This window comes from Prosthecobacter sp., assembly GCF_044236155.1.
GTDB lineage: Bacteria > Verrucomicrobiota > Verrucomicrobiia > Verrucomicrobiales > Verrucomicrobiaceae > Prosthecobacter.
The window spans coordinates 1-21,033 of the sequence record NZ_JBIIHA010000035.1; the positions used below are offsets into that span (position 1 = coordinate 1).

Here is a 21,033-nt window from a genome sequence, read left to right on the forward strand (position 1 = left end):
TGAAAAGATCAAACGCATGCAACGCGTGGCCACCCGGTATGACAAAACCGATGTTTCATTCATGGCTTTTGTCCTTCTTGCCATCTGCACTTTATCCCTCAGAAACCAATTTTAAAACACGCCCTAGCTCCTATGCTTTCCAAAGAAGAGTTTGAATACCATCTCGACCAACACATCAAGGCTTGGAATCCCTACAAGAAGCCTAAATCGGTGCACCCTGCTTTGACCTTACCATTTGAGAAGCAGCAGGAGATTCTCGAGGCCGCCATGATGCTTCCTTCAACTGGCGAGAGACTTCGAATAGACTATCAAAGTAGCCTTGCTGGAGTTTTGCTGGGGGCAGGTGTGCCAGTGGTCGATGATCTGATGGCATCCTGGCTACAGTGCCATGCTGAGTTCAAATACCCCTTCACTGCGTTACCATTGGCAGGCTTGGTCACATGGGCGGAGCAAAGGCAGGCATCAAATCCGCTATCGGTGGGACTACTCACCTGCCTGCGAAAGCATCATCCCAAGATATCGAAACGAGCCACGGATAAGAATCACCGCAGCCTGATGCATCGAATGGCTGTGGCGTTAGGCTTGGTCAGTAGTGACATCATTCCTGGCCCTAAAGACGCATGGACTGCGAAAGCTCTCGCATGGCGTGACTCACTTCCCGACGAGAACAAGCAGGCATGGGAGTCTTTGCTAAAGCTCGCCAGTGCCCAAAAATCCTCCAACCCATCCCAATCCTTTCTCAAGAGCGCAGGAGACTTGGTGGCTGCCTTGCCCCAGTTCAGCATGATCATGCGCGACATCCTGGAAGCGCTGGGACGAGACGGCCCCGTCGGTGTCACCTGGCGCGGCTACCCGTCGTCGATGAAGAATCTGCTGGATGATGATTACACCGACCTTTTGAGACCCCTGATCTGGCTTTGCGCTCCTTATCCTGATCTGACCAACTCGCTTGGTGATGCTTCCGCGCGTTGTTCCACCAAGATCAAAAACATTGGCCCTCTGTGTACCAAAATTGCAGCAGCTTGTGCTGACACACTGAGTCGCCAAGGGGTGGAAGCGGCAACACCATCGCTCTCCAATCTCCAGGGTGCCGTGAAACACAAATCTACGCGAAGAGCTCTGACCAAGGCAATGACTGCGGTCGCCGCCAAAGCGGGCACCGGATGGAATGAACTTGAAGAAAAGCATGTGCCCGATCACGGTTTCAAACAAGGTCATCAAATCGGCTCATTCACTGCCAAGCTCGCATGGTCGCATTCTGGCACACCTGAACTCATGTGGCATCAGGATGGGGCTGAGCCCCAGAGGTCTGTTCCAGTCGAAGTGCAAAGGAGCCACTCTGATCAGTTGAAGGAAACCAAACTCCTCCTCAGAGACGTCAAGAAGACTTACCGAGCCCAAGTCTTACGCCTTGAGAAGCTGATGTGTGAAGGTCGCGATCTGCCATATGAGATCTGGCAGGAACACTACTGTGATCATCCCATCGTGGGTGCGTTGGCTCGTCGTCTTCTTTGGAGGTTTGGCACTGAACTCGTTTATCTGGGGCAGAACTCTGCCCATTCAGATAATCGAGTCCCAATGACGCTCGACGGGCGCTCTGTCATTGGCTCTAGCGGAATGAACATCCGCCTATGGCACCCAGCAGAACTAAAAAATGATGAGCATGAGGAATGGCAAAAGTGGGCGCTAAAAAATCGCCTCGTACAGCCCTTCCAGCAGGTGTTGCGAGAGGTTCATCGTTCTGCAGACTCTCCCGATGAGACAGACGACCATCGCTACCGCAATGAACGTCTTCATCAAGGCGCTTTCGCGGCTCTGTGTCGTCAGAGAGGATGGCTCTACAGCTTCCACGGAGGTCCCGAGCAGTTCAGCCCGTCGATTTCCTACCCACGCTTAAACATCCGTGCGGTCATGAATGTCAGCGAAGAGCCAGACACTCAGGGCCGACCTATCATCTGGCTCAAGATTGCTGCCATCAGGTTCCACCAGGCTGACAGAATCGTGCCATTGAGTCTGGTGCCTGCGGTGATTTACAGCGAGGCCATGAGAGACATCGGTTTGTTCGTCGCTGCGAGCAAAGCAACCAACGATTCGGGCTGGCGTGACACCATTCCGAGCGAAGAGATGAGCGAGTAGATCTCTCAGAATCGGATCTCCCACAGATAGATTCCCCATCGTGAGGGAATTTGCGAAATAGCTCGTCACCCCTCCACCAACCCATTCGGTTTCCGCCACTTCACGCGGGCGAGGTTGAGTTCGCCGGTGTTGGTTTTGGGGCACCAGGAGCCGTCGGTGATCCAGGATTCGCCGGGGCTAGCGTTGCAGACGCCGAAGTTGCCGTTGAAGGCGACGAGGTCGGCAGCGCAAAGTTATCTCACACCAACTTCCACCCCATGCTCGCGTTGATCTTGTCCACGATCTGACGACGGCGGATCGTTGCGACAGCGCCGCGCTTCTTTGTCAGCTTCGACTTTTCGACGAGCCACAGAGCATCGCAGCGGCACAGGGTTTCCCAATCGAGGCCATCGGCACCATTGAGGCGCACTTCGGTGGGTTTGGGAGGGCGGTTGGCGCGTTGGGTCGTGCAGAGGAGGACATTCACCCACTCAGCTTTGGCCACGCGATCTGGATGGGAAACGATCACGGCCGGATGTGGGCCGACATCGCCAAAGTCATAGGTGTAGATGTCCCAGGGTTTCATACCTCGTCAGGCTTCGGGATGCGGACTCGCTTGGCGAGCTTTGCTTCGGCGGCGTTTTCCTCCTTGGTGTAAAGATGCTTCAGGCTGCCTGCTGGAAAGACTTCCCCTTCGGTTTCCTGGAGCTTGCGTAGTGCGGTGCGGACAACCTCGCTGGCGTTGTTGTAACGGCCAGAGTCGATCAACTGACGGATGAAACCTTCCCAATGAGCGGTGAGTGCGATGTTCATAGTTGCTATCTATTGCTACACGAGTGCGGTGTCGTCAAGATGGGGGGGCGTCTGTTTCGGGTGGTTTTGTTTAACTGCTGGTCGCTGGCGACCCACAACTCACCCCTCCACCAACCCATTCGCCTTCCGCCACTTCACGCGGGCGAGGTTGAGTTCGCCGGTGTTGGTTTTGGGGCACCAGGAGCCGTCGGTGATCCAGGATTCGCGGGGGCTGGCGTTGCAGACGCCGAAGTTGCCGTTGAAGGCGACGAGGTCGGCGGCGTTCACGCCATCGCCGATGAGCGGGAGCACGACGCGCTCGGTGGTGCGGATGAGGCGGAGCGTTTTGGGGTCCACCTGCGCCACCCAGAGCGGCGCACGCCAGCGGATGACCTTTTCGTTGGTGGGATCGCGTCGCGTATAAACGAGGAAGAGGCCGTCGGAATGCGTTAGCCAGTGCTGCTGCGTGCTGTTCGTCAAGAGCGGCGTGCCGTCGTCCCAGGTCCAGGGCTGCTGCGGCTCGTAGTGCAGGCCGTCATCGCTCACAGCGACGTAGCCTTTGCGATCCTCGGCGCGGATGGTGAGGTAAAAACGGCCTCCGAACCGCGTGAGCGATGGCTCGAGCAGTCCACGGCCGACGCTTTTGGTGAGCGCGTTGCCAGTTTGCTTGATGAGGAGCTGGTCGCCATCAAAGGAGCAACGAACGCCGCACACGGAGCGCGTCTGGCCTTTGACGCCAAAGGTGAAGCTCATGAGCACATCGCCATCCGGCAGCACATGGCGCTGGCCGCAGTTGTTCGAATAGATCTCGGTGGCACGCGGGTCGTCCCACACGAGCTTGCGACGCGGACCCCACGCGCCGTCTTTCCACACGGCGTAGATCGGCCAGCGCGGTGGTTGGTCGCGGAAGAAGCCTCGGTCGCGGTAGAAGACATTGTGACCGAGCGCGAGCACGCTGCCGGTCTGCGGATGAAACTCGGGCGTGATGTCGCAAACGGCCTCATTCATGCCATCGGGCAGCTTTTCCCAACCCAGCGGCGGCACGGGGGTGAAGTCGTTCCATGTTTGGCCGAGGTCATCGGAGGTGGTCCAGTGCACGTGCCCGAAGTGATCGGAGCCCACGATGGGCTGCGTGGTCATGAAGGCCTTCTTCCCGACCATGCAGGCTCGCGGATGAAACCAGGTGCCCTTGGGCAATGCGGGCGTCTTCACCACGACTTTCTCGATGGACTCGATGAGCGGGTCCTCTGTGGCAAAAGCGTGTGTGTGAGCCGACGCGAGCGCGAGGCTGGTCGTTTGGAGAAAATGGCGGCGGGTGAGGTGCATAATCATGAAACGGCATTCAGTTCCCGACGTTTGCAGGCGCACCATGGTCCGACACTTTGTTTTCCTCACCTTCGCGCTTCCTTTGATGGCTGTCGTCCTGACCGCTACGGAGAAACCCAACGTCATCTTCATCCTCGCGGATGATCTCGGTATCGGGAACGTGGGCTGTTACGGCTCGGATCGCTACAAGACGCCGCACATCGACAAGCTGGCGGCGGAGGGCACGCGGTTCACGCAGTGCTTCACGGCGGCGCTTTGCGGACCCTCGCGGGCGCTGATCATGAGCGGGCGTTATGCGTTTCGCAATGGAGCGACGAATCAGGACGCCTGCACGAACCTTGATCCGAAGGAGATCGTGCTGCCGCGTCTGTTCAAGGCCGCGGGCTATGCCACGGCCTGCGTGGGCAAATGGGGCCAGCTTCCCGGTGAGCCGGGCGATCATGGTTTCGATGACTGGATGCGCTTCAACGGCAGCGGCGTATATCGCAACGTCGATGGCGGCAAGCCAGAGCGCTACAGCATTAATGGCGACGACAAGAAGCTCGCCGATGGCGAATACATGCCGGACATGTGCCACGACCGCGTGGTGAAGTTCGTGCGGCAGCATCGCGACGAGCCGTTCTTCGTTTATTACCCGATGTCGCACGTGCATGGCGAGCTGCTGCCCACGCCGGACAGCGCTCCCGGCAGCAACGACCTCATGGCGGACAACATCGCCTACATGGACAAGCTCGTGGGCCGCCTGATCGCTGAGCTCGACACGCTGAAGCTGCGTGAGAAGACGCTCGTCATCTTCATGGGCGACAACGGCACGGGCAAAGGCATGGCGGATCGCGCCACTATCGGCGGCAAGGTGCTCTCGGGCATGAAGGGCACGATGCTCGAGTGCGGCGGCCTCGTGCCGATGATCGCGTGCTGGCCGGGCAAAACACCCGCAGGTCGTGTGAGTGCTGATTTGATCGATTCGACGGACTTTGTCGCCTCGTTTGGCGAGTTGATCGGCACCAAGCTGCCCGACATGACGTTCGATGGTCAAAGCATCGCGCCGCAGCTACTCGGGCAGCCTGCGAAGCCGCGGGAGTGGGTTTTCAATCAACTCGCCCGCATGTGGTATGTGCGCGATGCGCAGTGGAAGCTCAACGAGAAGGGCGAACTCTACGACATGAGCGGTGCGCCCTTCACCGAAACGCTCGTCAACGGTCCGCATGAGGCCCGAACGCGTCTGGAGGCGGTTTTGGCCAAGCTGAACCCCGCTGGCGGCATCCTCGACCAAGGCGACGGCAGCGGCCGCCACGCGAACAAGGAGAAAAAGAAAGCGAAGGAGTGAGGCAGGCTGAACTGAACCTGTAGGCAGAAGAATAGGGGCAAAAGAATGATCCATGCATTCTTCCGCCCCCATTCTCTTGCCTATGGGTCCAGGCCCTTGACGCAATCCTGACAAATCTCCCGAGAATCGCTGAAGCCGTTTTGACGCGCCTAGAGTTAGTAGGCAGTGCTATGAAAACGCTCCCTGTCCTCTTGCTGCTCACCACAAGCCTCGCCGCGCATGATCTGGCCACCACCGACCGCGAGGCGCTGCGGGCGCACATTTTGGAGGAGTGGAGTGTGAAGCAGACACTCCTGTCTGCCCAAACGTCACCTGATACAAATGCAGACAAGAGTGTCCGCATCACTCTCCGCCCACAAGTGGCCTCCACGGCCTCTGTCGTCCAACTCGCCGCCGCGGCAGCCGCGAAAGCGGCGAATGCGCCGAAGACCGCGAAGGCCTTTCTGCCCTTCACGAAGCTCGATCTGCATGCGGACAGTGAGTTTCTCTATGTGGGCTCGAATGGCTTGCCGGATCACAACATGATGGTGGGCATCACCGCGTGGCAGCAGCAGGTGCCGCTGCCGCAGCCGTATTTCGATGACAATGCCTGGCGCATCCCGCTGAAGCCGGTGCCAGCCAAGGAACCCGCCATGATCAAAGGCCGCTTTCTGCGCGGCGCGATCGCCTTGGCGGTGAATGGCATCCCGATCTTCAATCCGCAGAACAATCGCGGCGAGATCAGCTACGAGATCGGCGAGCTCGATCAGTGGGGCGGGCATTGCGGTCGTGCGGATGATTACCACTACCACATCACGCCGCTGCATCTCCAGGCGCAGGCCGGGAAAGGCATGCCGGTGGCTTATGCGCTGGATGGTTATCCGATCTATGGCCTCACGGAGCCGGATGGCTCGCCCGTGGCGAACCTCGACGAGTGCCACGGTCACGAATCGCCCGGCGGCTATCATTACCATGCGTCGATGAAGTATCCCTATGTCATCGGCGGCTTCCATGGCGAGGTCGTGGAGGCGGGAGAGCAGGTCGATCCGCAACCGCGAGCCCAAGGCGTGCGCGAGGCCCTCACGGCGCTTCGCGGTGCCAAGATCACCGCCTTTGAAAGCACCGGCAAGGACAGCTACAAACTCAGCTACGAGATGAATGGCGACAAACGCAGCGTCAGCTACTCAATCAAGGCCGATGGCACCTATCCCTTCCACTTCGACAATGGTCGCGAAGGCACGGCGGATGAAGTTTACACCGCCCGTCGCCAAGGCGGCGGTGGTGGCGGCGGCGATCGACCGCCTGGTGGTGGTGGCCCCGAAGGCATGAAGGGCAAAGGAAAAGGCAAGGGACAGGGCAAAGGTGGTCGCGAAGGCGAGATGCGTCGCGGTGATGAACCGCCGCCGCGTCCCGGTGAAGAAGGCGGTCGCCCACCGCGTCCGCAGGCCGAGGTGGAAGGCATCCTCGATGTGAATGGCGATGGCGTCGTGACCGCGCAGGAGTTTGCCGATAACGCGAAGTCGAACGCCGCGAAAAAAGGCCTCTCACTGCCCGACGCCATGGCGAAGGCCAAAACGGCCTTCACCGACATTGACAAGGATCGCAACGGCCAGCTCGAAGCCAGCGAATGGCAGTCGCCCGAGACTCAACTAGGTCAATCCAGTCAAAAAGGTCAATCTGGTCAAAAAGGCCCGGGCGGTGGCAAAGGCGGCAAAGACACCTTTGTCGAGCGTCCGGATCAGCCCCGCAGCAGCGACGGCAAGTTTTTGCTCACCAGCCCGGTCGTCGAGGACTTGAAGGAGCTACCGCAGGAGTTCACCGGCGATGGCGAGGCCGCCACACCGCCGCTCGCGTGGACCGGCGCACCGACAGGCACGAAGAGCTATGCCTTGATCATGGACCACGCCGACAAGGAGGGGAACATGAAGTGGTATTGGACGCAGTATGACATCCCCGCCGGCACCACGAGCCTCGCCAAGAACGCGCACGACATCGGCAAGATGGGCGCCGGCTTCAAAGGCGAGGTCGGCTACGAACCGCCGATGTCCAAAGGTGCTGGCTCACGCATCTACGTCATCACGATGTATGCCTTGAACGAGCCATTGAACGTCGCTGGCACGCCCGGACGCGAAGAGCTCATCGCAGCGATGAAGGGCAAAGTCGTGGCGAGTTCATCGCTGCGTGTCGTGCATGTCAGTGGTGGCAGCGTCGGACAGGTCCGACCCGTCGGACAAGTCGGACCTAAACCAGTGGAAGCACCCGCACCGCCGCCACCCACCGCCGCAGAGCCCAAAAAAGGCGGCAGCAAAGGAAAAGGCAAAGGAGGCCCTCCAGGCCTCGTCAAACCGAGCATCGCCGACACGATCAAACTCAACGTCTATGCCGACAATTGGTTCATGCTCTACGTCAACGGCCGCCTCGTCGCCGTGGACAGCATCCAGTTCACGCCGCACAACGTCGTCAGCGTCGATTTCCTCCCGGAGTATCCCATGACCATCGCCGTGCTCGCGAAGGACAACGCCGATCCAAAGACCGGCATGGAATACGGCACCAGCATCGGCGATGGCGGCTTCTGCCTGAAATTCGCCGACGGCACCGTCACGAACGCGACTTGGAAGGCCAAAAACTTCTTTCACGGCCCCGTGAATGGCGACACCACCAATCCGCAGGTCAAACAAGAGCCTCTCCCCGCCAACTGGTGGGCCGCCGACTTCGACGACAGCACCTGGAAGCAGGCCAAAGAATACACCATCGAGGAAGTCGATCCCAAACAGCCCTACTTCGAGAACGACTTCGAAGGGGCCAAGTTCATCTGGACCGATGACATCGCCCTCGACAACACCGTCATCTTCCGCACGAAGGTTGAGAAACCCGGCTGGACGCCACGGTGGAACACGAAGCCCGATCTCGATGTGAGTGGCGTGCCGCAACGATAACTCTTCTTCCTGCACGAATATGAAATCGCTTCTCCTCCTGCTACTCGCAGCCTCCGGTGCCTTCGCCGCCGCGCTGCCAAACATCCTCTTCATGCTCTCCGATGATCAGGCTTGGAGCGGGCTGTCCTGCCAGATGCACCCGGACATGCCGGACTCGAAAAGCAGCATCGTGCAGACGCCGAACATCGCGCGACTCGCGGAACAGGGCATGAGGTTCAGCGCGGCGTATGCGCCCGCGCCGGTGTGCTCGCCGACACGCATCAGCTTGCAGACGGGACGCAATCCGGCGGCGCTGGGATGGACCAAGGCGGCACCGGCGGAGATGGGTCATCGTTTGATCGAAGGCGACAATCGCAAAAGCATTCGCGACGACGAGATCACCATCGGGCAGATGCTGAAGTCCGCTGGCTACGCCACCGCCCACTACGGCAAATGGCATCTCTCCGGCGGTGGACCCGCCGCACACGGTTACGACGAGAGCGATGGTGACACGGGCAATCAGGACGCCGCGCCGCATCTGCCGCCGAACCCGGTGGATATCTTTGGCATGGGCACACGAGCCGTCGAGTTCATGAAGAAGAGCCAGGCGGCCAAGAAGCCGTTCTTCATTCAGATGAGTTACAATGCGCTGCATTATCCAGAAAACGCCACCCCCGCGTTGGTGGAGAAGTATCGGAAGCTCGCCGGTGGCAGAGACGACAAGGAAGTCGGTCGCGCAGCCATCGCGGAGGATCTCGATCGTGGTGTGGGCGAGTTGCTGGCCAAGCTGGATGCCATGGGTCTCTCCAAGAACACCATCGTCATCTACATGTCCGACAACGGCGGCTCGAACCGCCGCACCCTGAACGGCGGCAAGGGCGATGTGTGGGAAGGCGGCATCCGCGTGCCGCTGATCATTCGCGGCCCCGGCATCGAGGCAGGCTCATGGTGCCATCAGCGCGTCGTCGGCTACGATTTCTTCCCGACTTTCTGCCGCTGGGCCGGTGTGAAGTCTCCACTGCCAACGCAACTCGAAGGCGGCGACATCACCCATCTGCTCAGCGGTTCATCCGATCCCGTGAAACGATCCCGCGAGCCGCTGGTCTTCCATTTTCCGCATTATCAAGGCGACTCACCGCACTCCGCGATCCTCAGCGGCAACATGAAGCTCATCCACTTCTACGAAACGGGCGAAAACCAGCTCTTCGACCTCCAAGCCGACATCGGCGAAACAAAGAACCTCGCCTCCAAACAACCCGAACTCACTGCCAAGCTCTCGAAGCAGCTCGCGGACTACTTGATCGAAGTAAGAGCCGAAATGCCAAAAGCCAATCCGAACTACGATCCCAAACAAGAGCCCGCAAAGAAGGGCGGAGGAAAAGGTGGGAAGAAGGGAGGCAAAAAGCCATGAAGCCGCTTGTCTTATCATCTGGGTTTGCCGCGCTAGCCTTGCTATTGATCGCCGCCGCGCCGGACGAGAAACAGAAGGGCGGAGGCAAAGGTGGCGCAGGCCAGGGAGGCCAGGTCGAGCCGGCGGTGGTGCCGCCTTATCTTTTCAATGTGTGGCTTTGCAGACCGGGCGCGGAGTCAGTGACCGTTAGCGTGCTCGCTTGGGACGAAATGGAAGCTTTCATCGAGTATGGCGACGGATTGAAGACTGCACCGATGAAACTGAAGGCCGGTGAAACGCAAAACATCGTGCTGGGAGGTTTGAAGCCGGACACGGGTTACAACTACCGTCTGACCTACCGCCGCGCGGGTGGCGAGGCTGTGCAGGATGTCATGCGCAGCTTTCACACGCAGCGGAAGGCTGGCGAGCGCTTTTCGTTCGTCATGCAGGCGGACTCTCACCTCGACATGAGCACGGATGTGCGTGTTTATCAGCAGACGCTGGCGAACATGCTCGCCGACAAGCCGGACTTCATGATCGACCTCGGCGATACGACGATGGTGGACAAGTTCGGCAGCTTTTACACGCGTTCAGAGTCGCAATACAAGGCGCAGCGCTATTACATGGGCCGCGTCGCGCACAGCGTGCCGATCTTCATGGTGCTGGGCAATCACGACGGCGAGCGCGGCGAGCGTTCCGACATGGCCGAGTGGTCCCTCCGCATGCGCCACACCTACTTTCCGAATCCGACGGACGGCAACGACAAGCACAGCTACTTCGCCTTCGAGTGGGGAAACGCGCTCTTCATCGGCCTCGATCCGTTCTGGGCCACGACCAAGCGAGGAGCCTCCGGCTGGGACATGACCCTCGGCGAGACGCAGTATCGCTGGCTGTCCCAAACGCTCGCGAGCAGCAAGGCGGCGATGCGTTTTGTGTTCATCCATCACCTCGTCGGCGGTCTGGGTCGTGATGTGCGCGGTGGCTCCAAAACGGCGGCCTACATGGAATGGGGCGGCAAAAACGCGGACGGTAGCGAGGGCTTCAAACAGAACCGTCCCGGCTGGGAAATGCCGCTGCATCAGCTTTTCGTGAAACACGGCGTGAACATCGTCTTCCACGGCCACGACCATCTTTTCGTCAAAGAAGAGCTGGATGGCATGATCTACCAAGATGTGCCGCAACCCGGCCATCCGAGCGGCGGCACCCGCAGCGCCGAAGAATACGGTTACGGCGGCGTCATCCTCGGCAGCAGCGGACATCTGCGCGTCACGGTGGAGGCGAATCAGGCCAAAGTGGACTACGTGCGCAGCATCGTGCCCGGCGTGACGCGTTCCGATCTCGAAAACGGCGCGGTGGAGCACAGCTACATCGTGCGCCCGCGGTAAAATCGGCGCGCAAGGTCAGGGCTGCGCCTCTCGTTTCAGCGCGGCCATGAAAACCATGTTGTTGCCTCTCCTGCTAGTCGCCTCCGCTTTTGCCGCGGAGGCGCCGCGTCCGAACATCGTGTTCATGCTGGCGGATGATCTGGGCCGCGCGGATTGCGGCTTCATGGGCGGGAAGGACATCCAGACTCCGCACCTCGACAAGCTGGCGAAGGCAGGCGCGATCCTTGACCAGTTTTATGTGCAGCCCGTGTGCTCGCCGACGCGCGCCGCCTTGATGACGGGCCGGTATCCGATGCGTCATGGCCTGCAGGTGGGCGTGGTGCGGCCGTGGGCCTTGTATGGCCTGCCGCTGGAGGAACGCACGCTGCCGCAGGCGCTAAAGGAATCCGGCTATGAGACGGCCATCGTGGGCAAGTGGCACCTCGGCACCTTCCAGCCGGGTTATCTGCCGTTGCAGCGCGGCTTTGATCATCAATACGGCCACTACAACGGCGCGATCGATTACTTCACCCACATCCGCGATGGCGGCTTCGACTGGCATCGCGATGACAAGGAGAACCACGACGAGGGCTACTCGACACATCTGCTCGCCAAAGAGTCCGTGCGCCTCATTCGTGAGCGCGACGCGAAAAAGCCGCTCTTTCTTTATGTGCCTTTCAATGCTGTGCATGCGCCGCATCAGGTGCCGGACGAGTATTTGAAGCCCTACGGTCATTTTAAAGGCAATCGCCAGAAATATGCGGGCATGCTGGCCGCGATGGACGAGGCCGTGGGGCAGATCGCGGCGGCGATCGATGAGGCGGGCATGCGCAAGAACACGCTCTTCATTTTCTCCAGCGACAACGGTGGCCCGAATCCAGGCCAGATCACTGACAACGGCCCGCTGCGTGCCGGAAAAGGCACGCTCTACGAAGGCGGCACGCGCGTCGTCGCTTTCGCGACCTGGGACGGTGTGATCAAACCCGAGAGCAAGGTCACCGCTGCGCTACACATGGTCGATTGGTTTCCCACACTTCTGAAGCTCGCAGGCGCATCGCTCGAACAAAAGCTGCCGCTGGATGGTCGCGACGCATGGCCCGCCATCACGGAAGGGGCGGCCTCGCCGAACGAGTTCATCCTTTACAACACCACGCCGGGCAACGGGGCCATACGCGTGGGCGACTGGAAACTCGTGATGGGCGGCAACGTGGCTGACAGCGAGGATGGCAGTGCTGAAGCCGCGCCGAAGAAGAAAAAGAGCAAAAAGAAGCAGGAAGGCGGCGGGCCGCAGATCGAGCTCTTCAACCTAGCCACAGATCCGAACGAGAAAAACAACCTCGCGGCCTCCAATCCCGAAAAAGCGACCGAACTGCGCGCCAAGCTCGCAGAACTGACCGCGCAGGCCGTTCCGCCGAAGAGCGCGCCCAAGGCCGCGGATTTCAAGACACCCCGCGTCTGGGGCCAGGCGGACTGAGCCGCGCTGGTGATTTTCATTCGCCATTCATCATTCGGGTTTCATCATTCCTGATGGACCTGCCCGATGTGATCGCCCATTGCCTGAGTCTGCCCGGAGCGGAGGAAACAATGCCGTTCGGTCCCGAGGCGCTCGTTTACAAGGTGGGCGGGAAGATGTTCGCCGTCACCGTGCCGGAAGATTTTCCATCACGCATCAATCTGAAGTGCGACCCACAACGTGCAGTCGAGCTACGGGACGAGTACAAGGGCATCAAGCCTGGCTGGCACATGAACAAGAAGCACTGGAACACCGTGATGCTCGACGGGAGCGTGCCGCCGAAACTCGTGCGTGAACTCGTCGAGCATTCGTACCAGTTGGTCGTGGCTTCTTTGCCTGGAAAAATCCACGCAGGTCTGGAGAAGCAGCCGTCTTCCCGCCGGAAGAAGTGACTTACTTCTCTTTCGGTGGCGACCACTCCGCTGGCTGCGGGCTCGTGGAGGTCAGTGGCAGGTCATCGGTGTAGTGCTTCTGCCAATGGGTCATCTTTTCCAGCAGTGAGGCGATGCGATCTTTCTGCGCCGGATCATCTGCAAGATCGTTGAGTTCCTCGGGATCGTTCGTGAAGTCAAAGAGCTGCGAGCGGTTGATCTGCGGGTAGCGGATGAGCTTGTAGCCGTCGGCGATGACAGCGCGTTGCACCTTCATGTAAGCGAGGAACATCTCCTCGCGCACGGTCTTGGCCTTGCCCTCGATGACCGGCTTGAAACTGATGCCGTCGATGGTTTTCGGCACCTCGGCACCGGCGAGATCACAAACGGTCGGATAAATATCGAAGAGATACACAAGCGCATCGCTGCCACCCGACGGGATGCCGGGACCGGCGAAGAAGAGCGGCGCGTTCATGCCTGCGTTGTAGAGATTCTGCTTCCCGAGCAGGCCGTGACTGCCGACGGCGATGCCCTGATCGGCAGAGAAGAGGATGATCGTGTTTTCAAATTGCCCGCTCTCCTTCAACGCGGCCAAAATGCGCCCGATGTGATGATCCATCGCCGTGATCGTCGCATAATACTCGTGCAAGGTGCGGCGGATCTCATCTTCCGTACGCGGCCAGGGCGAGAGCTTCTCATCGCGGATGGACATCTCGCCATTGTTGAAGGGGTGAACAGGCCGGTAGTTCTTCGGCAGCGGGATTTGATCACGTTTGTAGAGATCGAGATACTTCTGCGCGGCGACGCGAGGATCATGCGGATTGCCGAAGGCAAGATACATGAAGAAGGGCTTCGATTGGTCGCGCTCCTTGAAGAACTGCACCGCATGATCGGCAATCTCCTGTCCTGGCTCGCCGCTTTTGCGTTCTGCCGCGTCGTTTAGCAGGTACTTGTTGTGCTGGAACTTCGCCTGGATCAGCGTCGCCGTGTTGCCCTTCTTGCCGTGGTGATAGGTCTCGTAGCCCGCGGCTTGCATGGAGAGCGGGAAGTTCGGCGCGTCACCCGGCGCCAGCATGCCCTTCGCGCCGCCGCCCTTGTTCTTCTTGTTTGGATTCTTGCCGGCATTGGCCGCAGGCGGCTGATAGTCCTTCCAGCGGAAGAAGGCGTTGCCGGAGAGCAGCATGTTGCGGCTTGGCGTGCAGACCGCGGGCGAATTCCCGCCAAAGCAGAACGCGTTTTTGAAGGCGAAGCCGCGCTGCACGATCGAATCGAGATTCGGTGTCTTCACGACCGGATTACCGAGTGCCGCGATGCTGTCCGCGCGCATGTCATCGGCAAAGAGAAACAATACGTTCGGCTTTCCAGCCGCGCTGACTGCGAAAGGGAGCAGAAGAATCGCGAAGAGCAGGGATTTCATGGTCGGGACGACTTCAACGTGCCGCCGCATCCATGCTATCGTCCTTTTGCGTGTCCCAGAGCAGCTTCATGGCGATCACTCCGAGCCAGGGAGTGAGACCGGTGAGCGCGAGCGCGGGATCATAGCTGCCGAGTTTCACGCGGAGCCAGCCAAAGAGCGACTGCAGCGGTGAGGTGGTGATCCACACCCACATGCTGAAGAGGCCGGTGAGCCGCGACACATGCTCCGCGCTCAGCTCCTGCACAAAGCTGTAGTAGCACGGAAACATCGCGAGTGACGCAGCGCCAACGACGAGCAGCAGCCCCAGCAGCAGCGGGCTTTTGCCAAGCCACGGGATGCAGATGGTCAGCGATGCCAGTAGAGCCGCCGCGTCGAAGATTCGTCGCTTGGCCACATGGTTCGACAGAGAGAAGCGCTTCACGAGTTGCAGCGACAGGACGCCTGCGAGGATGCAACCCACGTCCGTGGCGATGTAGTAAACCGAGACGAAGTTCGCGGTGCTGAGCGCGTCGTAGCCACGGCCTTGCTGCAAAAACAGCGGCAACCACGCACGGATGATTTGCCAGGGAATCTGGATGCCGACGAGCAGCAGCGCGATGGCCCAGAACTTTTTGCTGACGATGAGCGGCATCAACGAGGAGGAACCAGCCTTTGAATCGCTTTCATCCGCGGTCGCCGTCGTGGTTTGCAGGCGGAAGGATGCCAGCCACAACACAATCCAGACCACACCGGTCAACGCGATGACCTGGAAGGCAAAGCGCCAGCCCTGTGGATGCCCGTCCGAGAGCCAGAGCACGAGCCGGGGCGTGATGATCGCGCCGATGGACGCGCCGCTTTGCAGCACGCTGTTGCCCATCATGCGCTCGCTCGGTTGCAGCAGGCGGAAGGTCGTCTTCAACGCGCACGGCCAATGCCCGGCCTCGAACAAGCCGAGCATGATGCGCGCCGCCATGAACTGATGATAGTCCGCCGCCCACGATGACAGCAATCCCGCCAGCGACCAGCCGCCCAGCACCACCGGATACATCCAGCGCAGGCTGAAGCGCTCGCAAAGAAAGCCGAACACCAGCGAGCCGAACCCGAAGGCGAGGCCGAACGCCGTCTCCAGATTGCCATACTGCAAATCATCCAGCCTGAACTCCGCCTTCACCGCCGCCGCCGCATTCGACAGCGTCTGGCGGTCCATGTAGTTGATCATCGTCGCCAGCAACAGCAGGCCGCAGATGTACCATTTCCAGGCGGGAGAGCGGTTCATGTGATGTTTAAGTTGTTATCCCTCCCAGCTCTTCCCATCCCACGCGATCACACGTTCCAGCATCTTCACGACTTGTTCGGTGAAGCATGCGAACAACACCTCGCCCTTCTCCGCCGTCGCAGAGCGAGGATCACCGACGTGGCCGGGTTCGCTGCGGTCGGTCATGATCCAGCCGCGTGAGGCGGGTTCGAAGGCGTTGCCGAAGGGAACGTCGCCGGTCTTCGTCAGATCACCGACGAGTTCGGGCCGCAGACGCAGCACCATGCTGGTTTCCCATTCGCAAGCGTGGCCCATGACGCGTTGTTTGATGCAAGGATCACGCGTCCAGGGCTCCGCGCCGAGATTCCAGTAGGTGGCGAAGAGCAGCAGCAGGTCTTTGCGGTTGCGGTATTTCTGTCTCGTCTCAAAAACGGCCTGCTTGCCGGGGATGTCGTTACCGCCATGACCGTTGAGGAAGACGAGGCGCTTGAAGCCGTGGGCAATGAAGTTGTCCATCAGGCCGTTGAGCAAATCGAGATACACCCGCGGCTCCGCCGACAATGTGCCGGGGAAATCCATGTGATGATGCGAATTGCCCAGCCAGGTGAGCGGCGCGATCAAAACGCGATCTCCCAGCGCCGCTTCGGTGCGGCGGATGAGTTCGTTCGTCAGCATGCTGTCGGTAAAGACCGGCATGTGCCGTCCGTGCTGCTCCAGCGCGGCCACGGGGAAAATCAACGGCGTGTCACGGCTCAGCGCATCCACCTCGTTCCATTTCAGATCGGCGAGTTGCATGGCGTTCAGCGGATTTCTTCGATCTTGATCGTGTGCGTGACCGGTTTGATGGATTTCCTCACGTTGGCATCCATCCTCGCGTGCTCGTCGGCGAATTTCTTTTTCAGCTTCGCCAGCGCGGCAGCCACTTTCGGTTCCTCGGCGGCTTCGGTGGCCACGACGCGCATGTGCGTGACGAAGCTTTTGATCAGCGTCGTTTCGTAGGTCTGCTTCAAGCCGATGGCGTTGCTCAAACCGGCAAACGCGGCATCAAACGGCGTCTGCGTGAACTCGGCGGCGAGATTGATGCCTGCTTCGAGCTGTTCACGGCTGAATTCTTTGCTCTGCGCTCCCCAGGTGACCTTCGCCTTCGCGGAGCCGAGGTTTTTCACCTGAAGCGTCAGACGATTAAGGTCCTGATTGAAGCTGGTGAAGGGCAGGATGCTGCGATTGCTGCCCGCGCTCTTGGGATCAGCGTCGAAGCAGAACGGCCACTTCGAGCTTTCCAGCTCCACACTGCCGCCTTGGCTACTTTTGACGACGTGGCCGCTGCTCGCCGTGCTTTGGCCCTTCAAATCCACCGTGATCGTGCCGATCTCGCCGTCGAAGCCGAGCGCCTTCAGAAACGCCTGCGCCATGAGAAGCTGCCCCGCAGGAGCTGGGTGGAAGCCGTCGCCGCCGAAGGGCCCGTAGCCTTTGCCCAGCGCCGCCTTCGACTTCGTGAGCGCGCTCATCATCGTGTCATGCACGTTCGCGAAGGGCTGTTTGTTCTCCTCAGCGAGCTTCTTCGCGATGTCGCGAAGCTGGGCGAGGTTTTCGTTGTAGATCTCGCCCTTGATTGTGGGACGCGTGAAGAAATCCGGATCGACACCACCCGGCGAACCCACCGCCACCAGCTTCACACCGACTTTTTTGAACCCGGCCAGAATGGCGCGCATGTTCTTCTCATATTCAGCGCCGATCTCCGGCAGATATGCCTTGTAGCTGCCGTCATTCATGCCGTAGCAGGTCGTGGCGACGTTCGGATTGAACACGGCGAGATCATTTTCCAGACGCGCCGCGAATCCGCCCGCCCGCTCACCGCTCCAGCCAAACTGGAACACCTTGATGTCGCCGCGCCCGGTGCAGGCCAGCAGGTAGGCCTCGATGTATTTGGAGTAAATTTTCTGCTCCGTGATACTGTCCCCGATCACAGCGACGCGGGCGTTGGGCGGCAGCAGAGATTCAGCACGAAGACTGGCGACAGTGAGGAGGATGGAAAGAGCGGAGAGAATGCGCATGGCAGAGATGCACATACCGCCAAAAAGCCGCTCTTCTGGCAAGGATTTGTTTTTCGCGGTGAGCCAGGGTTAAAAGCCATCAGATGTAAACCGCTGATGAGACGCTGAGATGACGCTTATCATGAAGCGTTGAAATGCTCTTATCAGCGTCCCGTTAGCGTCATATCAGCGGTTAAGTTCGGGAGAGCTATCATCGCATCATGCTCTCCGTCTGCGCCAGCACGTCGGCGAAGGGAATGCGCTCCAGCAAACCAAAGCTTGGGTGCCTGCCGAGACGTTCGCGGCTCGTGGCGGGGCTGGTGAGGCCGCAGAGGAAGCGGGCGAGCTGGCGTGAGCTGCGCAGGGAGGGATGCTTCTCGCGCAGCAGCTCGTGGATGGCGGCGACATGCTCGGTGGTGATGGGAGGAGCCTCGGATTGCGGGATTTCACGCGGTGAATCGTCGGTGATGCCCTTTTCACGCTCTTTGCAGCTCGTGCAGGTGCCGCAGTCGGCTTCCATGGCTTCGCCGAAGTAGTTGAGGAGCCATTTGGTGAGGCAGCCGCGATGCTGGGCGAGTTCGAGCACCTGGCGCAGGCGCTCGACATCGCGGCGTTCGCGGTCGGCGAAGAGCTGCTGCATTTTCTTGGTGATCTCCTTTGGATCGCGGCGATGCGCATCTTCGGCGAGGCGATATTTCTGGCGGCTGCCGCTGGGCTTGAGTTCGATGTCGCCGCTTTCCTGGAGCCAGGTGAGCGCTTTGAGCACGCGGTCACGCGGTTCTTCGAGCGCGGCGGCAGCTTCATCCGGATTGAGCGTCGTCCATTTCGTGCCGCGCTTGCCGCATTGGAAAAGGCGGCGCAAAAAGGCCTGCCGCTCCGGTTTGTGGCCGCTGAGGATGCGCTGTTCGGGTTGGAGGAAGCGGAACTGGTAGCTGGCGTAGAAGGAACCGAGCGGACGCAGGATGCCGTCGAGTTCCAGATTCGTGATGACGGTCTCGATGACCAGCGGGCGGATGTCCGTGGCGTGCGAGAGATCGTACATCGACACATCAAACTCGGGTCCGGCAAGCAGCAGGTGATCAAGGAGCTGGCGGATGGCCTGTGGCGTGGGTGTGTCGCCAAAGGTGAAGTTTTCGAGCACGATGCAGTCGTCAGCACACGCGAGCATCTCGCAGACGGACGTTTTGCCATCGCGACCAGCGCGGCCGGTTTCCTGCGAGTAGTTTTCGAGCGTCTTCGGCAGATTGTAGTGATACACGGCGCGGATATCCGCCTTGTCGATGCCCATACCGAAGGCGATGGTGGCGACGATGACATCCGTCTGCCCGTTCATGAACGCATCCTGCGCTGCGTGGCGATGCTCGTCGGGCAAACCCGCGTGATAGGCGAGGGCGTTCACGCCGCTCTTCTGCAAATGTGTCGCCACATGCTCGGCGGTGTGTTGCAGCGTGACATAGACGATGCTGGGCACCTCGCGCTTGAGCAGCAGCTTGGTGAGCACAGGCAGTCTTTGCTGCGCGGAGCAGGGCGTGATGCGGAAGTGCAGATTGGGCCGCAGGAAGGTCGTTTGCACGTGATCTGCCTGCTCAATGCCAAACGCCATGCGAATGTCTGCCGCGACGGACGGCGTGGCCGTGGCGGTCAGCGCGAGCACGGGCTTGATGCCGAGTTCCTTCGCCACCAAGGCGAGGCGCAGGTATTCCGGGCGGAAGTTGTGGCCCCACTCGGAGATGCAGTGAGCCTCATCGACCGCCATCATCGAGATTTTGAGGCGCTTGAGCCGCTCGACGAAGTTTTCGTTCATGAGCCGTTCCGGGGCGATGTAGAGCAGCTTCAGCGTGCCGTCGCGCATGTCGTCGAAGACCTGCATGGCCTCCTGCGGCGACAAAGACGAGTCCAGGCGTGCCGCGGCAATGCCACGAGCCTTCAGCGCCTGCACCTGGTCCTTCATCAGCGCGATCAGCGGCGAGATGACGAGCGTCACGCCATCCATGAGCAACGCAGGCAGTTGATAGCACAGCGATTTGCCCGCGCTGGTCGGAAAGAGCGCCAGCGCACTCCGTCCGGCCAGCAGCGCCTCCATCACCTGTTCCTGCCCGGCACGAAAGGCCTTATGGCCAAAGTGCTTTTGGAGGGCGGCTTGGAGATCGTGAGGCATCCCCCACTCTTGGCACATTCAGGCTTCGGGCTGCAATGCAAACCTAGCGGAGTTCGTTCTCTCGCGACCATGAAGACCTGTCTCGCCGCCCTCCTCTGCCTCTCCACCGCTGCTTTTGCCGCTGACGAGGGCTTCACGCCGCTGTTCAACGGCAAAGACCTCACGAACTGGACCCTTCCCGAAGGTGACAACGGCCACTGGAAAGTGATCGACGGCGTGATCGACTACGACGCGTGCAGCGAGGCACCGGGGAAAGACAAGAACCTGTGGACCGCGAAGGAATACGGCGATTTCACGCTGAAGATCGACTGGCGGCTCAAACAGACGACCGGCCTCTATCCGATGCCCGTCGTGCTGCCAGACGGCACCCACAAGCTCGATGAAAACGGCAAGGAGATCAAAATCCCGACGCCCAATGCCGACTCTGGCATCTACCTGCGCGGCCAGGGCAAATCGCAGATCAACATCTGGTGCTGGCCCATCGGCAGCGGCGAGGTCTATGGCTACCGCATGGACAAAACGATGCCGCCCGAAGTGCGCGCCGGTGTGACACCGAAAGTGAAGGCCGACAAGCCGGTGGGCGAGTGGAACACCTTCGAGATCACGATGAAGGGCGACCGCCTCACCGTCGTGCTCAATGGCCAGACCGTGATCGGCAACGCCCAACTTCCCGGCGTCCCCGCGAAAGGAAAACTCGGCCTCCAGCACCACGGCGGCAAGAATCCCAAGACCGGCGAGCTTTCTGCCGCATCAAGCCTGATTCAGTTCCGGAATGTGTCGATCAAGGAGCTGTGACTGGCATGTGGTAGATCCATTTTGGAGAATTCCCACATGCTATTTACCCGCCTATTTGAGCAGAAACCGACGTTTGTGTTGCTTTGCACGCAAATAGCCGGGTAAAACCACACCATCAGTACAAAACCCCGTCGCAAAGAAACATTCTTGTCGGAGATAAAGCTGCTGACAAAACAACGCTTCTGTCGATAAATCACCTGTTCTGCCAAAAAATGAAGAGCCATGAACCTCTTTGAGCTACTGTTCTTCATCGCCGCTATCGTCTGCGCAATCTTCGGTGCGACCTAATTTAGCCAGTTCGGAG

The 21,033-nt window shown here is 59.9% G+C and carries 16 protein-coding genes and 1 pseudogene; 9 read left to right on the forward strand and 8 right to left on the reverse strand.

What is annotated here, in order from left to right; genetic code table 11:
* Window positions 1-132: 132 nt before the first annotated feature.
* Window positions 133-2,136 carry a DUF4132 domain-containing protein gene (locus ACILSE_RS20745; RefSeq protein WP_395719353.1) on the forward strand — a complete coding sequence of 668 codons (2,004 nt, stop codon included), beginning with the start codon at window positions 133-135 and terminating at the stop codon, window positions 2,134-2,136.
* A gap of 238 nt (window positions 2,137-2,374) precedes the next feature.
* On the opposite strand, the gene ACILSE_RS20750 is transcribed toward ACILSE_RS20745, so the two are convergent.
* From ACILSE_RS20750 to ACILSE_RS20760, 3 genes are all read right to left on the reverse strand, one after another.
* Window positions 2,375-2,701, reverse strand: a complete 327-nt coding sequence (locus tag ACILSE_RS20750; RefSeq protein ID WP_395719354.1) for a type II toxin-antitoxin system PemK/MazF family toxin — start codon at window positions 2,699-2,701, stop codon at window positions 2,375-2,377.
* Window positions 2,698-2,928, reverse strand: coding sequence for a type II toxin-antitoxin system ParD family antitoxin (locus tag ACILSE_RS20755; protein WP_395719355.1), 231 nt, complete (start codon window positions 2,926-2,928; stop codon window positions 2,698-2,700). The genes ACILSE_RS20750 and ACILSE_RS20755 overlap by 4 nt, the downstream gene beginning before the upstream one ends.
* A 99-nt stretch (window positions 2,929-3,027) precedes the next feature.
* Window positions 3,028-4,239: a sialidase family protein gene (locus tag ACILSE_RS20760; RefSeq protein ID WP_395719356.1), complete on the reverse strand. Its 1,212-nt coding sequence runs from the start codon at window positions 4,237-4,239 to the stop codon at window positions 3,028-3,030.
* Window positions 4,240-4,276: 37 nt separating this feature from the next.
* On the opposite strand from ACILSE_RS20760, the gene ACILSE_RS20765 reads away from it, so the two are divergent.
* The 7 genes and pseudogenes from ACILSE_RS20765 to ACILSE_RS20795 all read left to right on the forward strand — a co-directional run bounded on the left by ACILSE_RS20765 (window position 4,277) and on the right by ACILSE_RS20795 (window position 13,113).
* Window positions 4,277-5,560, forward strand: a complete 1,284-nt coding sequence (locus ACILSE_RS20765; protein WP_395719357.1) for a sulfatase-like hydrolase/transferase — start codon at window positions 4,277-4,279, stop codon at window positions 5,558-5,560.
* Between the two features lie 524 nt (window positions 5,561-6,084).
* A pseudogene (locus ACILSE_RS20770) lies at window positions 6,085-7,710 on the forward strand (YHYH protein); the annotation flags it as partial.
* Between the two features lie 78 nt (window positions 7,711-7,788).
* The gene (locus ACILSE_RS20775) at window positions 7,789-8,475 is read left to right on the forward strand and encodes a hypothetical protein (protein ID WP_395719391.1); all 687 of its coding nucleotides are present in this window, start codon (window positions 7,789-7,791) and stop codon (window positions 8,473-8,475) included.
* A 19-nt stretch (window positions 8,476-8,494) separates the two neighbouring features.
* Entirely contained in the window at window positions 8,495-9,865 is a 1,371-nt protein-coding gene (locus ACILSE_RS20780; RefSeq protein WP_395719358.1) for a sulfatase, read from the forward strand.
* The gene (locus ACILSE_RS20785; RefSeq protein ID WP_395719359.1) at window positions 9,862-11,229 is read left to right on the forward strand and encodes a metallophosphoesterase family protein; all 1,368 of its coding nucleotides are present in this window, start codon (window positions 9,862-9,864) and stop codon (window positions 11,227-11,229) included. The genes ACILSE_RS20780 and ACILSE_RS20785 overlap by 4 nt, the downstream gene beginning before the upstream one ends.
* A gap of 46 nt (window positions 11,230-11,275) precedes the next feature.
* Entirely contained in the window at window positions 11,276-12,682 is a 1,407-nt protein-coding gene (locus ACILSE_RS20790) for an arylsulfatase (RefSeq protein WP_395719360.1), read from the forward strand.
* Between the two features lie 53 nt (window positions 12,683-12,735).
* Window positions 12,736-13,113, forward strand: coding sequence for an MmcQ/YjbR family DNA-binding protein (locus ACILSE_RS20795; RefSeq protein WP_395719361.1), 378 nt, complete (start codon window positions 12,736-12,738; stop codon window positions 13,111-13,113).
* A 1-nt stretch (window position 13,114) separates the two neighbouring features.
* Here ACILSE_RS20795 and ACILSE_RS20800 read toward each other — a convergent pair whose 3' ends face one another.
* From ACILSE_RS20800 to ACILSE_RS20820, 5 genes are all read right to left on the reverse strand, one after another.
* Window positions 13,115-14,509, reverse strand: a complete 1,395-nt coding sequence (locus tag ACILSE_RS20800; RefSeq protein WP_395719362.1) for a sulfatase-like hydrolase/transferase — start codon at window positions 14,507-14,509, stop codon at window positions 13,115-13,117.
* Between the two features lie 13 nt (window positions 14,510-14,522).
* On the reverse strand, window positions 14,523-15,764 hold the full coding sequence (locus tag ACILSE_RS20805) for an MFS transporter (protein WP_395719363.1): 1,242 nt from the start codon (window positions 15,762-15,764) through the stop codon (window positions 14,523-14,525).
* A gap of 15 nt (window positions 15,765-15,779) precedes the next feature.
* Entirely contained in the window at window positions 15,780-16,538 is a 759-nt protein-coding gene (locus ACILSE_RS20810; protein ID WP_395719364.1) for a creatininase family protein, read from the reverse strand.
* 5 nt (window positions 16,539-16,543) lie between these two features.
* Window positions 16,544-17,797: an SGNH/GDSL hydrolase family protein gene (locus tag ACILSE_RS20815; protein ID WP_395719365.1), complete on the reverse strand. Its 1,254-nt coding sequence runs from the start codon at window positions 17,795-17,797 to the stop codon at window positions 16,544-16,546.
* A gap of 190 nt (window positions 17,798-17,987) precedes the next feature.
* Window positions 17,988-19,934: an ATP-dependent DNA helicase RecQ gene (locus tag ACILSE_RS20820; protein ID WP_395719366.1), complete on the reverse strand. Its 1,947-nt coding sequence runs from the start codon at window positions 19,932-19,934 to the stop codon at window positions 17,988-17,990.
* Window positions 19,935-20,003: 69 nt separating this feature from the next.
* On the opposite strand from ACILSE_RS20820, the gene ACILSE_RS20825 reads away from it, so the two are divergent.
* Window positions 20,004-20,729: a DUF1080 domain-containing protein gene (locus ACILSE_RS20825; protein WP_395719367.1), complete on the forward strand. Its 726-nt coding sequence runs from the start codon at window positions 20,004-20,006 to the stop codon at window positions 20,727-20,729.
* Window positions 20,730-21,033: the final 304 nt, after the last annotated feature.

Coding starts and splice junctions, on each gene's coding strand:
- ACILSE_RS20790 (WP_395719360.1), top strand. CDS start 11,276: ATGAAAACCATGTTGTTGCCTCTCCTGCTAGTCGCCTCCGCTTTTGCC.
- ACILSE_RS20800 (WP_395719362.1), bottom strand. CDS start 14,509: ATGAAATCCCTGCTCTTCGCGATTCTTCTGCTCCCTTTCGCAGTCAGC.
- ACILSE_RS20755 (WP_395719355.1), bottom strand. CDS start 2,928: ATGAACATCGCACTCACCGCTCATTGGGAAGGTTTCATCCGTCAGTTG.
- ACILSE_RS20805 (WP_395719363.1), bottom strand. CDS start 15,764: ATGAACCGCTCTCCCGCCTGGAAATGGTACATCTGCGGCCTGCTGTTG.
- ACILSE_RS20815 (WP_395719365.1), bottom strand. CDS start 17,797: ATGCGCATTCTCTCCGCTCTTTCCATCCTCCTCACTGTCGCCAGTCTT.
- ACILSE_RS20785 (WP_395719359.1), top strand. CDS start 9,862: ATGAAGCCGCTTGTCTTATCATCTGGGTTTGCCGCGCTAGCCTTGCTA.
- ACILSE_RS20825 (WP_395719367.1), top strand. CDS start 20,004: ATGAAGACCTGTCTCGCCGCCCTCCTCTGCCTCTCCACCGCTGCTTTT.
- ACILSE_RS20780 (WP_395719358.1), top strand. CDS start 8,495: ATGAAATCGCTTCTCCTCCTGCTACTCGCAGCCTCCGGTGCCTTCGCC.
- ACILSE_RS20810 (WP_395719364.1), bottom strand. CDS start 16,538: ATGCAACTCGCCGATCTGAAATGGAACGAGGTGGATGCGCTGAGCCGT.
- ACILSE_RS20760 (WP_395719356.1), bottom strand. CDS start 4,239: ATGATTATGCACCTCACCCGCCGCCATTTTCTCCAAACGACCAGCCTC.
- ACILSE_RS20750 (WP_395719354.1), bottom strand. CDS start 2,701: ATGAAACCCTGGGACATCTACACCTATGACTTTGGCGATGTCGGCCCA.
- ACILSE_RS20765 (WP_395719357.1), top strand. CDS start 4,277: ATGGTCCGACACTTTGTTTTCCTCACCTTCGCGCTTCCTTTGATGGCT.
- ACILSE_RS20745 (WP_395719353.1), top strand. CDS start 133: ATGCTTTCCAAAGAAGAGTTTGAATACCATCTCGACCAACACATCAAG.
- ACILSE_RS20795 (WP_395719361.1), top strand. CDS start 12,736: ATGGACCTGCCCGATGTGATCGCCCATTGCCTGAGTCTGCCCGGAGCG.
- ACILSE_RS20820 (WP_395719366.1), bottom strand. CDS start 19,934: ATGCCTCACGATCTCCAAGCCGCCCTCCAAAAGCACTTTGGCCATAAG.